Annotated in this window: 12 protein-coding genes; 6 read left to right on the forward strand and 6 right to left on the reverse strand. The window is 73.6% G+C overall.

Going from position 1 to position 12,459, the window contains the following annotated elements; all coding sequences use genetic code 11:
- Positions 1-82: 82 nt before the first annotated feature.
- On the forward strand, positions 83-1,498 hold the full coding sequence (locus ACGFT1_RS24005) for a hypothetical protein (RefSeq protein WP_373911006.1): 1,416 nt from the start codon (positions 83-85) through the stop codon (positions 1,496-1,498).
- A gap of 16 nt (positions 1,499-1,514) precedes the next feature.
- On the opposite strand, the gene ACGFT1_RS24010 is transcribed toward ACGFT1_RS24005, so the two are convergent.
- Positions 1,515-1,928 (reverse strand): VOC family protein, encoded by a 414-nt coding sequence (locus ACGFT1_RS24010; RefSeq protein ID WP_373911007.1) that lies wholly within the window; start codon positions 1,926-1,928, stop codon positions 1,515-1,517.
- 225 nt (positions 1,929-2,153) lie between these two features.
- On the opposite strand from ACGFT1_RS24010, the gene ACGFT1_RS24015 reads away from it, so the two are divergent.
- The 4 genes from ACGFT1_RS24015 (at position 2,154) to ACGFT1_RS24030 (ending at position 5,571) form a co-directional block, all read left to right on the forward strand.
- Complete coding sequence (locus tag ACGFT1_RS24015) at positions 2,154-2,375, forward strand: hypothetical protein (RefSeq protein WP_373911008.1); 222 nt, start codon at positions 2,154-2,156, stop codon at positions 2,373-2,375.
- Positions 2,376-2,494: 119 nt separating this feature from the next.
- Positions 2,495-4,093, forward strand: a complete 1,599-nt coding sequence (locus ACGFT1_RS24020; protein ID WP_373911009.1) for an ABC-F family ATP-binding cassette domain-containing protein — start codon at positions 2,495-2,497, stop codon at positions 4,091-4,093.
- 335 nt (positions 4,094-4,428) lie between these two features.
- Positions 4,429-4,650 carry a helix-turn-helix domain-containing protein gene (locus tag ACGFT1_RS24025; protein ID WP_010355597.1) on the forward strand — a complete coding sequence of 74 codons (222 nt, stop codon included), beginning with the start codon at positions 4,429-4,431 and terminating at the stop codon, positions 4,648-4,650.
- Between the two features lie 117 nt (positions 4,651-4,767).
- Complete coding sequence (locus ACGFT1_RS24030) at positions 4,768-5,571, forward strand: enoyl-CoA hydratase/isomerase family protein (protein WP_373911010.1); 804 nt, start codon at positions 4,768-4,770, stop codon at positions 5,569-5,571.
- A 220-nt stretch (positions 5,572-5,791) separates the two neighbouring features.
- Here ACGFT1_RS24030 and ACGFT1_RS24035 read toward each other — a convergent pair whose 3' ends face one another.
- From ACGFT1_RS24035 to ACGFT1_RS24055, 5 genes are all read right to left on the reverse strand, one after another.
- On the reverse strand, positions 5,792-6,547 hold the full coding sequence (locus ACGFT1_RS24035; protein WP_373911011.1) for an SDR family oxidoreductase: 756 nt from the start codon (positions 6,545-6,547) through the stop codon (positions 5,792-5,794).
- A 5-nt stretch (positions 6,548-6,552) separates the two neighbouring features.
- Positions 6,553-8,343 carry a glycoside hydrolase family 15 protein gene (locus tag ACGFT1_RS24040; protein WP_373911012.1) on the reverse strand — a complete coding sequence of 597 codons (1,791 nt, stop codon included), beginning with the start codon at positions 8,341-8,343 and terminating at the stop codon, positions 6,553-6,555.
- A gap of 216 nt (positions 8,344-8,559) precedes the next feature.
- Positions 8,560-9,357 carry an SURF1 family protein gene (locus ACGFT1_RS24045; RefSeq protein WP_373911013.1) on the reverse strand — a complete coding sequence of 266 codons (798 nt, stop codon included), beginning with the start codon at positions 9,355-9,357 and terminating at the stop codon, positions 8,560-8,562.
- 49 nt (positions 9,358-9,406) lie between these two features.
- Positions 9,407-9,640 carry a hypothetical protein gene (locus ACGFT1_RS24050; protein WP_361995067.1) on the reverse strand — a complete coding sequence of 78 codons (234 nt, stop codon included), beginning with the start codon at positions 9,638-9,640 and terminating at the stop codon, positions 9,407-9,409.
- A 123-nt stretch (positions 9,641-9,763) separates the two neighbouring features.
- Positions 9,764-10,747, reverse strand: coding sequence for a DEDDh family exonuclease (locus ACGFT1_RS24055; RefSeq protein ID WP_373911014.1), 984 nt, complete (start codon positions 10,745-10,747; stop codon positions 9,764-9,766).
- Between the two features lie 602 nt (positions 10,748-11,349).
- On the opposite strand from ACGFT1_RS24055, the gene ACGFT1_RS24060 reads away from it, so the two are divergent.
- Positions 11,350-12,060, forward strand: a complete 711-nt coding sequence (locus ACGFT1_RS24060) for a VIT family protein (protein ID WP_356823259.1) — start codon at positions 11,350-11,352, stop codon at positions 12,058-12,060.
- Positions 12,061-12,459: the final 399 nt, after the last annotated feature.

Raw genomic sequence — 12,459 nt, forward strand, 5'->3', positions numbered from 1 at the left:
TCACCCTGTGCGTTGGCCACCCCCGTCGCCCCCCGTGACATTCCGTTTGGGTTTTCGGACCATCAACCGGAAGACTGCACCCGTGACGTCCCGTATCCCGCGCGACTCCAGGCTCCGCCTCGTCCGACCACGACCCCTGGCCGCCGCCCCCAGAGCTGTGAACCAGCGGCGCCCGCGCCGCGCCGCACCCCGGCCGCCGGAGGGCACGCCCGCACCCGCCGAACTGGCCGGAATGGCCCGCACCGGTCTGGCCGGCGCGGTCCGCGTGGCCCGCTGGGCGGACGCCGCCCTCGGCCCCGGCCGGGACGGCGCCACCGCCGACGGCAAGGCCACCCTCTCCGAGGCCACCGCTGAACGCGCCGCCGCAGATCTGGGACTGAGCCCCGGTCAGATCCGCGCCGACTGGGACACCGCCCGCCTCGCCGGGCTCGTCGAGGTGCACGGCGACGACGCGCGCCCCGGCTGGCGCCTGCGCGCGTGGGACCGCGACGACAGCGCCGTCCTGCGCGGCTGGGTCGCCCTCTTCGACGCCTGGTCGCTCGCCTGCCCGGAACCCGACGGGCACGAGGCCGCCGCCGTCGCCGAGGTCGTCTCGGCCATGCCCCAGGTGCTCTCCCTCCTCCAGCTGTCCGCCGGTCCCGTCCCGGTCGAGCAGCTGCTCGACCTGCTCCGGCAGCGGGTCACCGAACTGCGCACCGAACGCTGTGAGGTCTCCTACGAGCCCGGCACCGGCCGGCCCGCCGGACCTCCCGCCCCGGCGGAACCGGCCCCCGCCGACGCCCCCCTCGCCCCGCTCCTCGACTGGGCGCTGCGGGCCCTCGCCTCCGTCGGCGCCCTCACCTACGGCGCCGGCCAGGCCACCCTCACCCCGCTGGGCAGCTGGGCGGTGTGGGTCAAGCTGGAGCAGATCTGCGTGGCCGCGCAGAGCCCCGCCGGCAACATCGAGCAGCCGGCCGAGGACATGCTCCGCGGCTGCGCGCAGCTCCGCCCGAACGCGGCCCGCGCCGAGTACCGCGCCTGGCTCGCCGCCCGCCCCGTCGGCAGCGCCGTCACCGAGCTGATCCACGCCGCCCGCGGCGACGACGCCCTGCTGCGCGGCCTGGCCTTCGAGGCGCTGCGCGTCGTCGGCGCCCCCGCCGAGCCCGAGGTGCGAGCCGTCGTGGAGGAGCCCGCCCTGCGGCCGTACGCCCTGCTGTGGCTCGCCGAGCACGACGGCGTCGACCCCGAGGACGCCCACGAGGTCCTCACCCGCGAGGAGGCCACCTGGCTGTGGGTGGACACCGCCGCCGCCGTCGCCGACCACGGCGAGGCGCCGATGCTGGTCCGGCATCTGGAGTCCGCGGTGCAGCCCACCGTCCCCCAGCTGCTCGACGAGGTCCGCGCCGTCGGCCACCCCCGCACGGTGCAGGTCCTGGTCGCGCTCGCCGCCGCCCACCCCGACCCGGCCCTGGCCAAGGCCGTGCGCCGGGCCGCGTTCCAGGTGCACACCGGCCGGTGAGCGGCGCGGAGCCGGGTCAGACGCCGATCTCGGGGGCGTACGTGCCGAAGCTCCAGACGTTGCCCTCGCCGTCCCGCGCCAGGTAGTCCCGCGAGCCGTACTCCTGGTCCGTCGGCGGCATCAGGATCTCCACGCCGTGCGCCACGGCCCGCTCGTGGTGGGCGTCCACATCGTCCACCACGACGTACACCCCGGCGGGCCCGCCGTCTCTCAGCGCTGTGTCGAAGACCCCGCCACGGCCTCTGGAGCCGATCATCACCGCGCCGTTGCCCTGGACCAGCTCGGCGTGCAGCACCGTGCCGTCCGCCGTCTCGTACACCGACAGCTCGGTGAAGCCGAGGGCCTCCGTCAGCTGTCTGATCGCCCCCTTCGCGTCGGCGTACAGCAGCGTGGGGCAGATGCCCGGCCGTGCGCCACCCGTGCCCGCCATGCCGACCACTCCTTCGCGCCTCGCTTCCGGTGCCTCCGAGTGTGGCAGGCGTCACCGACAACACCCCGGCCGAGCGGCTCGCGCGCCACCGCCGCCCGGGCCCGGACGGGCGACGTACCGGCCCCGCCGGAGCCCGGCACCCCCGCCCCGGTCGCGGTCCCGGACCCGGCTACGCCCGCGCCCGATCCAGGCTCCGGGCCTTGTCCCGTACCGCGTCTCCGCGTCGTGGACGGCGACCCGCGCCGGGTGCCGCCCGGTCACCGGGGCTGCCTCTGCCGGCCGCATCCCGCCGTACGGCGGGGCGCGGCCCCGCTGCCCGCCCAGCCGTACGCGCACACCGCCTGGACCGGGCAGCTCGTCGCCCTGGACGACCGGGGCCGGATCACCCCGGGCCGCGACCCGCTCGGCGACGATCCCCCGCGCCGGGGTCCGCGCCCGCGGGCGTAGAAGAAAACCGCTTGCCCGGCCCCGTTAGACTTGGCCCATGGCCATTCTCCTCGCGCATTAGACGGCGGGAACGTCCGCAGCCGCCCACCCGTCAATCCCGTACGCCCTGGAGTCTGTCCGTGATCTCCGCCTCCGGTATCGAGCTGCGCGCCGGTGCGCGCGTCCTCCTCGAGAACGCCAGCTTTCGTGTCGCCAAGGGCGACCGCATCGGTCTCGTCGGCCGCAACGGCGCCGGCAAGACCACCCTCACCAAGTGCCTGGCCGGTGAGGGGGTCCCCGCCGGCGGCACGATCACCCGCTCCGGCGAGGTCGGCTACCTGCCGCAGGACCCCCGCACCGGTGACCTGGACGTCCTCGCCCGCGACCGCATCCTGTCCGCTCGAGGCCTCGACGTGCTGATCCGCAAGATGCGCGACAACGAGCAGCGCATCGCCAACGGCCAGGGCACCACCCGCGAGAAGGCCCTCAGGCAGTACGAGCGCCAGGAGACGGAGTTCCTCACCAAGGGCGGGTACTCCGCCGAGGCCGAGGCCGCCACCATCGCCGCCGCGCTGAACCTGCCCGACCGGGTGCTGGGCCAGCCGCTGCACACCCTCTCCGGCGGTCAGCGCCGCCGTATCGAGCTGGCCCGGATCCTGTTCTCGGACGCGGACACCCTGCTGCTCGACGAGCCGACCAACCACCTCGACGCGGACTCGATCGTCTGGCTGCGCGACTACCTGAAGACCTACCGCGGCGGCTTCATCGTGATCTCCCACGACGTCGACCTGGTCGAGACGGTCGTCAACAAGGTGTTCTACCTGGACGCCAACCGCTCCCAGATCGACGTCTACAACATGGGCTGGAAGCTCTACCAGCAGCAGCGCGAGGCCGACGAGAAACGCCGCAAGCGCGAGCGCGCCAACGCCGAGAAGAAGGCCGCCGCGCTGCACACGCAGGCCGACAAGATGCGCGCCAAGGCCACCAAGACGGTCGCCGCGCAGAACATGGCCCGCCGAGCGGACAAGCTGCTGTCCGGCCTGGAAGCGGTCCGCCAGTCCGACAAGGTCGCCAAGCTGCGCTTCCCCGATCCCTCGCCCTGCGGCAAGACCCCGCTGATGGCCGAGGGCCTGTCGAAGTCGTACGGCTCGCTGGAGATCTTCACCGACGTCGACCTGGCCATCGACCGGGGCTCCCGCGTCGTCATCCTCGGCCTCAACGGCGCCGGCAAGACTACGCTGCTGCGTCTGCTGGGGGGCGTGGAGCGGCCCGACACCGGCGAGGTCGTCCCCGGCCACGGCCTCAAGCTCGGCTACTACGCGCAGGAGCACGAGACCCTGGACCCCGACCGCACGGTCCTGGAGAACATGCGCTCGGCCGCCCCCGACATGGATCTGGTCGAGGTCCGCAAGGTGCTCGGCTCGTTCCTCTTCTCCGGCGACGACGTCGACAAGCCCGCCGGTGTCCTCTCCGGCGGTGAGAAGACCCGGCTGGCCCTCGCCACGCTCGTCGTCTCCTCGGCGAACGTGCTGCTCCTGGACGAGCCGACCAACAACCTCGACCCGGCCAGCCGGGAGGAGATCCTCGGCGCCCTGCGCACCTACAAGGGCGCGGTCGTCCTGGTCACCCACGACGAGGGCGCCGTCGAGGCGCTCCAGCCGGAGCGAATCATCCTGCTCCCGGACGGCGTAGAGGACCTGTGGGGTTCCGACTACGCGGATCTCGTCGCCCTGGCGTGATCGAAAGACTGATCCACTGAGTATGGATCATTCGGCCGATCCGTGATCCACCATCTGTGTGAGATCTCCTCGTATCGAGGTGTGTCGTACACGGATTTTCCGGCCGATCCCCCGGCAGTCGGGGGATCGGCCGTTCGCGTCTCTGACCTGCTGCTTCGTGAATCCACCCGTTCGGACCCACGGACACCCCCGGGCGGAATACTCGATTCCGATTGTGGGGACCGACTCCTGTCGTCACAACGATGTCGCACGGACCTTGCCGAATGGGTGGCCATCAGGCCCGGAAGGGGTGATCATGAGGAGAACCAGAGCGCACTTCCCATGAGGAGGCACGGGTGGCCGAGACTCTGAAGAAGGGCAGCCGGGTGACCGGCGCCGCGCGCGACAAGCTCGCGGCAGACCTGAAGAAGAAGTACGACTCCGGTGCGAGCATCCGGGCGCTGGCCGAGGAGACCGGCCGCTCGTATGGCTTCGTGCACCGGATGCTCAGTGAATCGGGCGTCACGCTGCGTGGACGCGGCGGGGCGACCCGGGGCAAGAAGGCCGCGACGTCCTGACGCCGGGCGGCCCATCGGCTTCGATGGTGGCCACCCGGTCGGCGGATTGATCGGCCGGGTGGTTACTGTGCAGTCACTTAGCTCTGCTCTGCTGACCGCACCCACCGGAGGCGCCCCATGGCTTCGCCCGACCAGGACCTTACTCCTGTACTCGACAAGGACGGCGTACGGCTCACCGTCGACGACGCACTCGCCACGGTGACGCTGACCAACGCGGCCAAGCGCAACGCCCAGAGCCCCGCTCTGTGGCGGGCGCTCGCCGAGGCCGGTCAGCTGCTGCCGGGCTCCGTCCGGGGCGTCGTGCTGCGCGGCGAGGGCAAGTCCTTCTCCGCCGGGCTGGACCGGCAGATGTTCACCCCGGAGGGAATCCCGGGAGAGCCGTCCTTCATGGAACTCGCGCGCCGTGACGACGCCGGGCTCGACGCCACCATCGCCGAGTACCAGGAGGCGTTCACCTGGTGGCGGCGGAACGACATCGTGTCCATCGCGGCCGTCCAGGGCCATGCCATCGGCGCCGGCTTCCAGCTCGCGCTCGGGTGCGACCTCCGGGTCGTCGCCGACGACGTCCAGTTCGCCATGCGTGAGACCAGCCTCGGACTCGTCCCCGACCTGACCGGCACCCACCCGCTGGTGAGCCTCGTCGGATACGGCCGCGCGCTCGAGATGTGTTTGACCGGACGGTTCGTCGGGGCCGAGGAGGCGGTGACGAGCGGCCTGGCCAACCTCGCCGTGCCCGCGGCGGAACTCGACGCGGCGGCACGGGACCTGGCCGCGGCGGTGCTGGCCGCGCCCCGGGACGCCGTGGTGGAGACCAAGGCCCTGGTGCGGGGCGCGCAGGGCCGGGACTACGACACCCAGCGCGCCGCCGAGCGCGCCGCACAGACCCGCCGTCTGCGCGACCTGGCCGGCCTCGGCGAATAACCCCACGCGCGCGTGCCGGTCGCACCACCGCCGCCGGCACCGCACGGCCTGCCGCCGGCTTCCTCACGGCGCCCGCTCCGTCGCCGCTCCCGCCCGCACGGCCGCCCCGGAGCGCAGCCGGCTCCCGTAGGGCCGCCCGGTCCGCAGACAGTTCCTCCACGGGGCCGCCCGGTCCGCCGGGCCGCACACACGGTCCGGCGGTCCGCCAGGCGTCGGTCGACTAGAACCCGTGCATCATGCCCCCGTCGACGGGCACCATGAGGCCGGTCAGATAGGACGCGGCCGGGGACAGCAGGAACGCGGCCACCCTGCCGAACTCCTCCGGAGTGCCGTAACGGCGCAGCGGGATGCGTGACTCGTTCGCCCGCCGGGTGGCCCCGGGGTCCGCGGACAGGGCGTCCAGCTCGCGCACGCGGTCCGTGTCGATCCGCGACGGCAGCACCCCCACCACGCGGATCCCCCGCGGCCCCAGCTCGTCCGCGAGCGACTTGGCGAACCCGGCGAGCCCGGGCCGCAGCCCGTTGGAGATGGTCAGCCCCGGGATGGGCTCGTACACCGACCCCGACAGCACGAACCCGATGACCCCGCCCGCGGCCAGCTCGGCCGCCGCCGCGCGGGCGACGCGTACCGCGCCGAGGAACACCGACTCGAACGCGCCGCGCCACTGCTCGTCGGTGTTGTCGGCGACGAACCCCGGCGCCGGCCCGCCCACGCTCACCAGCACCCCGTGGAAGCCGCCGAAGTGCTCACGCGCGGCGGCGATCAGCCGCTCGGCGGCGTCCGGGTCGGCGTTGTCCACGGCCACGCCCACCGCGTTCGGGCCCAGCGCGGCGGCGGCGTCGGCGACCCGCTGTTCGTCCCGGCCGGTGATGACCACCTTCGCCCCGTCGGCGAGGAGTTCCCGCGCGGCGGCGTTGCCCAGCCCGCGGGTGGCTCCGGTGACGACGTACACCCGGTCCTTCAGTCCAAGATCCATGGGCCCTATCCTGCCTCGTCGCCCCCGAACAGGGTGAGGGCGGTGTTGACCAGGCCGATGTGGCTGAACGCCTGCGGGTAGTTGCCCAGCTGGCGGCCGTCCACCGGGTCGTACTCCTCGGCCAGCAGCCCCACGTCGTTGCACAGGCCCACCAGCCGGTCGAACAGCTCCCGCGCCTCCTTCGTCCGGCCGGTCAGGTGCAGCGCGTCGGCCAGCCAGAACGAGCACGCCAGGAAGGCGCCCTCGGCACCGGGCAGCCCGTCGATCCGCGAGCTCGCGTCCTCGGTGTCGTAGCGGCGCAGGAACCCGCCGTGCCCGAGTTCGCCGCGGATCGCGTCGACCGTGCCGACGACCCGCGGGTCGTCCGGCGGCAGGAATCCGACACGGGGGATGAGCAGCAGCGCGGCGTCGAGTCCGCGGGAGCCGTAGTACTGGGTGAAGGTGTTCCGCTCCCGGTCGAAGCCCTTCTCGCACACCTCCCGGTGGACCTCGTCGCGCAGGCCGCGCCAGCGCTCCACGTCGCCGCGCAGCTCGGGGTGCCGCTCCAAGGTGCGCACGGCCCGGTCGAAGGCCACCCACACCATCACCTTGGAGTGCACGAAGTGGCGCCGGCCGCCGCGCACCTCCCACAGACCCTCGTCCGGCTGCCGCCACGCCGACTCCAGGTACTCCATCAGCGCACGCTGGATGGCCCACATGTGCGGCTTCGTGGGCAGGCCCGCGCCGCGGGCCAGCGAGAGCGAGTCCATCACCTCGCCGTACACGTCCAGCTGGAGCTGGTCGACGGCGCCGTTGCCGGTCCGTACGGGGGAGGAGCCGGCGAAGCCGGGCAGCCACGGCAGGTCCGTCTCCGGCAGCCGCCGCTCACCCGCGACGCCGTACATGATCTGGAGGTCGGCCGGGTCGCCGGCGACCGCGCGCAGCAGCCAGTTCCGCCAGGCCTCGGCCTCCTCGTGGTAGCCCGCGGTGAGCAGCGCGCCGAGGGTGAGGGTGGAGTCGCGCAGCCAGCAGTAGCGGTAGTCCCAGTTGCGCACCCCGCCCGGCTGCTCGGGCAGTGACGTGGTCGCCGCGGCGACGATCCCGCCGGTCGGGGCGTAGGTGAGGGCTTTGAGGGTGATCAGGGAACGGACGACCGCGTCGCGGTGGGGGCCGTCGTACCGGCACCGCCGCGCCCACCGCCGCCAGTCGGCGACGCTGTGCTCCAGCGCCTCGTACGGGTCGACGAGCGGCGGCCGCTTCTCGTACGAGGGGTGCCAGGTGAGCACGAACGCGATCCGTTCGCCCTCCTCGACGGTGAACCGCGCGTGGGTCGCGTGGTCCTCGCCCCAGGCGTCCACGGCCGGCTCGGTGCGCAGCCAGACGGAGTCCGGGCCCGCGACGGCCACCCGGTGGCCGTCCACGCGCCGCATCCACGGCATGACCGAGCCGTAGTCGAAGCGGAGGCGGAGCGTGCTGCGGACGGTGACCCGGCCGCTGAGGCCCTCCACGATCCGTACGACGTCGGGGGCGCGCCCGCGATGCGGCATCACGTCGGTGACCCGCACCGTGCCGTCGGCGGTCTCCCACTCGGTGTCGAGGACGAGGGTGTCGGACCGGTAGGCGCGGCGGGTGCAGACGTCCGCCCCCTCGGGGGCGATCCGCCAGTGGCCGTGGTTGTCGTCGCCCAGCAGCCGTGCGAAGCAGGCGCCGGAGTCGAAACGGGGCAGGCACAGCCAGTCGACGGAGCCGTCCCGCCCGATCAGGGCCGCGCTCTGCTCGTCGCCGATGAGGGCGTAGTCCTCGATGCGCGCGTTCACGGGATGCGGTTTCCCGGTGGACCAGGGAGCCAACCAGGGATGCGCCACCGGGGTGAGACTTCCCGGCAACCGACGGCGCCGGCAGCGCCCCGGTGGCCGGGGAGCCCGCGGCCGGGGGCCGGAGAGTCCGTCGGCGGGGAGCCTCGTGACCTCGTGGCCGGAGGACCCGGGGGCCGGGTGCCCCGGGGCGGCGAGCCCGGTGGGGCGGTGTGCGCCTCAGACCGTGGCCGGCTGGCTCTCCTCCGGCTCCCGCTCGGCCGCGGCCTCCTCCCGGTCGCGGATCTCACGCCGGACCAGGAACCACCAGCCGACCGGTACGGCCGCCGCGAACAGCCACCACTGGATCATGTACGCGTAGTTCAGCGGGGCGTCCTCGCTGCCCGGGTCGGAGATCTGCTCGGGGGAGCCGCCCTTCGCCCCGGGCGCGGTCTGCTCGACGTAGCCGCCGAGTACCCGCGCGCCCAGACGGTGCGCCTCCTCCGCGCTGTTGATCAGCATGATCTGCCGGTCGGGGAGACCCTTGACGTTCTTGATGCCGCTCGCCGCGGTGGTCTCGTCGGCCTTCAGCCGTCCGGTGATCGTGGTCCGGCCGGCCGGCGGGGCGGGGATCTTCGGGAACGCGGTCTGCACGCCGTCCGCGGGGATCCAGCCGCGGTTGACGAGCAGCACCTTGCCGTCCGTGAGCACCAGGGGGGTCAGGACGTGGAAGCCGACCTCGCCGTCGGCGCTGGTGCGGCGCCGGACCACGACCTGCCTGGCGGTGTCGAAGGTTCCGGTGGCGGTGACCGTGCGGTACTTCTCCGTGCGGGTCACGGCGTGCCCGGGAGACGTGAGCCGCTCCACCGGGACCGGTTCGGCGTGCAGTGCGGCGGAGACCAGGTCGTTGCGGGCGGTGCGCTCCTGGTACCGGTGCTGCTGCCAGAAACCCAGCTTGATCATCGTCGGGATCAGCGCGATCGCGACGAGGGTGAGGATCACCCACTGGCGGGACAACAGGAAGCGGTAGCGGTGCACCCCACGACGGTACCTCCGGGCCGCGGGGTGCAATCAGGGGGGTACCGGGTCACACCCGGTCGACGATGCCCGCGTTTCCCTCGGCGCGGGCGCAGTGCGCGCCGCAGAACCAGTGCCCGTCGACCTCGACACCCTGGCCGATGATCTGCACGCGGCAGTGCTCGCAGATCGGGGCCATACGGTGGATCGCGCAGGAGAAGCAGTCGAAGACGTGCACCGCGCCCTGCGCGTGCACCTCGAAGGTCATTCCGTAGTCATTGCCGCAGACTTCACATGTCGCCATGGTCCACAGGGTGAGCCGTCGCCGATGCGCGGGCGAGCCGGCGCCGGGTGAGTCGTGCGGCAATCACCCGTTCGTACGGTGACCCGCCGGGGCGAAGGTTCACCGGCGGACCCGCCGCCCGGTTCACCCGTCGGCGGGCTCGACGTCGCCGAGCAGCTGCCCGAACGCGGCCTCGTCCACGACCGGCGTGCCGTACTGCCGGGCCTTGACCGTCTTCGAGGTGCCCGAGTCGGGGTCGTTGGTCACCAGGAGGCTGGTCAGCCGGGAGATGCTGGTGGCGACGTGCAGTCCGGCCTCCACGGCCCGGTCCTCCAGCAGTTCGCGCTCGGTGGACGTGTCACCCGAAAAGGCTACGCGCATGCCCTGTTTGAGGCGTTTGCCCTCTTCGTAGCGGCCCGGATTGGGATGCGGGCATACCGGGCGTTTACGGGAGGGGCGCCAACTGCCGGACGGGTAGCCGCCGTAGCCGCCCGACGCCTGCCGGGGCACGGACCGGTCCGACCACTCGGTCAGCGGCCGGCACTCCAGCAGCGGCAGCCGTACGCCGCCCACCGCCGCGGCCCGCAGGCTGGGCCGGAACGCCTCCGCCAGCACGCGCGCGTCGTCCAGGGCGTGGTGCGCCCGCTGCTGCACCACCCCGAAGTGCGCGGCCAGCGACTCCAGCTTGTGGTTGGGCAGCGGCAGGCCCAGCTCCTTGGAGAGCGCGATGGTGCACAGCCGTTGCCGCACCGGTGCCTCGCGCCGCACGCGCGCGTACTCGCGGGCGATCATCTGCCAGTCGAAGACGGCGTTGTGCGCCACGAGGACCCGGCCGTCCAGGCGGGCGGCGAACTCCTCGGCGATGTCCCCGAACAGCGGCGCACCCTCCAGCACGTCACTCGTCAGACCGTGTATCCACACCGGCCCCGGATCGCGCTCCGGGTTGACCAGCGTGTACCAGTGGTCCTCGACCTCGCCGCGCCCGTCCAGCCGGTACACGGCCGCGGAGATGATGCGGTCGTCCCGGGCCAGGCCGGTGGTCTCCACGTCAACGACCGCGTATCCCCGCGGATACGCGGCCGGCCACGGGGTGGGGGAGGACACTGCGGTCGCATGGTCTTCGAGCATGGTCCCTGAGGATACGGGCCACGACTGACAGTGCCCTCCGTCAGGTACCGGCCGGGCCGCACGGGCTCACCCGCCTCCCGCGCGCTTGCCGCAACACCGCTCACGCCCCGTCGAGTTCGGTTCGCGCCCACGGCGCGCCCCGGCACCACCGCCGGGCCCCCGGCCGCCGGCGGTCCGGGCGGCGCCGTACGCGGCCGTGTACCGGCCGCCCGCAACACGTGCTCAGCGGCGACGCCTTCACCCGCCCGGACACCGGCGCCCCCGCGGCCTCCCGCCGGCCCGCCATCCCGAGGGCCGCGCCCGGTCGGGGACGGTATGCCCCGTATGATCCCTCAGTGCGTAGCCCCGTAGCCCCGTAGCCCCGTAGCCCGGTCGCCGGTTGGCCCGTACCCCGGCGAACTCCTCCACCCGTTCGCCGGGTTGCGGAGCCGCCGCAAAGAATCGGTCCGGCACTCCGGCAGGGTCCCGCCGGCGTTCACCGGTCGTCGCCGGCCCCCGCCGGACACCGCTGGGCCTGCTGCGCGGGCGACGGCATGGTGGGACGACATCGGCAGGAGCGTCGGTGCGGCCGCCGCGACCCTCCGGATGGCATCCTCCGTGCTGTGACGGAACCCACCCACGACGAGACCCACGGCGGCGCGCTCGGCTCCCGGCTGAACTGGCTCCGGGCCGCCGTGCTGGGCGCGAACGACGGCATCGTCTCCACCGCGGGCCTGGTCGTCGGCGTGGCCGGGGCGACCGGGAGCCGAGCCGCCCTGCTGACCGCCGGACTGGCCGGCCTGCTGGCCGGTTCCATGTCGATGGCGGCCGGTGAGTACGTCTCCGTCTCCACCCAGCGCGACTCGGAGATGGCGGCGCTGGCCGTGGAGCGCCGGGAGCTGCGCGAGCAGCCGGAGGCCGAACTGGAGGAGCTGACCGAGCTGCTGGAGGCGCGTGGCCTGTCCCGGCAGGTGGCCCGCGAGGCCGCCGAGCAGCTCACCGCGCGGGACGCGTTGAGAGCCCACGCGCGCGTGGAGCTGGGCATCGACCCCGACGAGCTGACCAACCCCTGGCACGCGGCCTGGGCGAGCTTCCTGGCCTTCACCGTGGGCGCCCTGCTGCCGCTGCTGGCCATCGTGCTGCCGCCGGCGAGTCAGCGGCTCCCGGTCACCGTGGCCTGCGTACTGGCCGCGCTCGTCCTCACCGGCTGGAGCAGCGCCCGCCTCGGCGCGGCGGACCCGGGGCGCGCGGTACTGCGCAACGTGGCGGGCGGCGTGCTGGCGATGGGCGTGACGTACGCGGCGGGGAGCCTGCTGGGCGCAGCGGGCGTGTGACGGTCACGCGGCGGGACCGGCCGGCAGCGCCTCCCAGCGAGTGCCGGGACAGCCGAGGGCGTGCCGAAGTGCGCTCGGCCACCCTCCGAGGCCACCGTACGAGCCTCCTCCGCAAGCGGCACCCGCCATGCCCGGCAGCGACCTGTGGGCGTAGGCCGCGAGACGGCCCGCCCTCCCTGCCGACTGTGCTGCGAACCCCCGAGAGCGCCGACGCCCGCTGACGGAGACCGCAAGGGTGCTCCGGGCAACGCCAGGACCGCCAGGGCGCCACGGCCTGGGGCCGGGGCCGACCCAGGGGCCGGACCCTGAGGGGGCCGCCGTCCCAAGCCCCGCAGGCATCGACGCCCGCTGACGGGGACCACGACAGCGAACCGGGCAGTGCCCAGGCCGCCCGTGGCG

The organism is Streptomyces sp. Y20 (assembly GCF_043195475.1).
Taxonomy (GTDB): Bacteria; Actinomycetota; Actinomycetes; order Streptomycetales; family Streptomycetaceae; genus Streptomyces.

Coding starts and splice junctions, on each gene's coding strand:
- ACGFT1_RS24010 (WP_373911007.1), bottom strand. CDS start 1,928: ATGGCGGGCACGGGTGGCGCACGGCCGGGCATCTGCCCCACGCTGCTG.
- ACGFT1_RS24030 (WP_373911010.1), top strand. CDS start 4,768: ATGGCTTCGCCCGACCAGGACCTTACTCCTGTACTCGACAAGGACGGC.
- ACGFT1_RS24050 (WP_361995067.1), bottom strand. CDS start 9,640: ATGGCGACATGTGAAGTCTGCGGCAATGACTACGGAATGACCTTCGAG.
- ACGFT1_RS24035 (WP_373911011.1), bottom strand. CDS start 6,547: ATGGATCTTGGACTGAAGGACCGGGTGTACGTCGTCACCGGAGCCACC.
- ACGFT1_RS24055 (WP_373911014.1), bottom strand. CDS start 10,747: ATGCTCGAAGACCATGCGACCGCAGTGTCCTCCCCCACCCCGTGGCCG.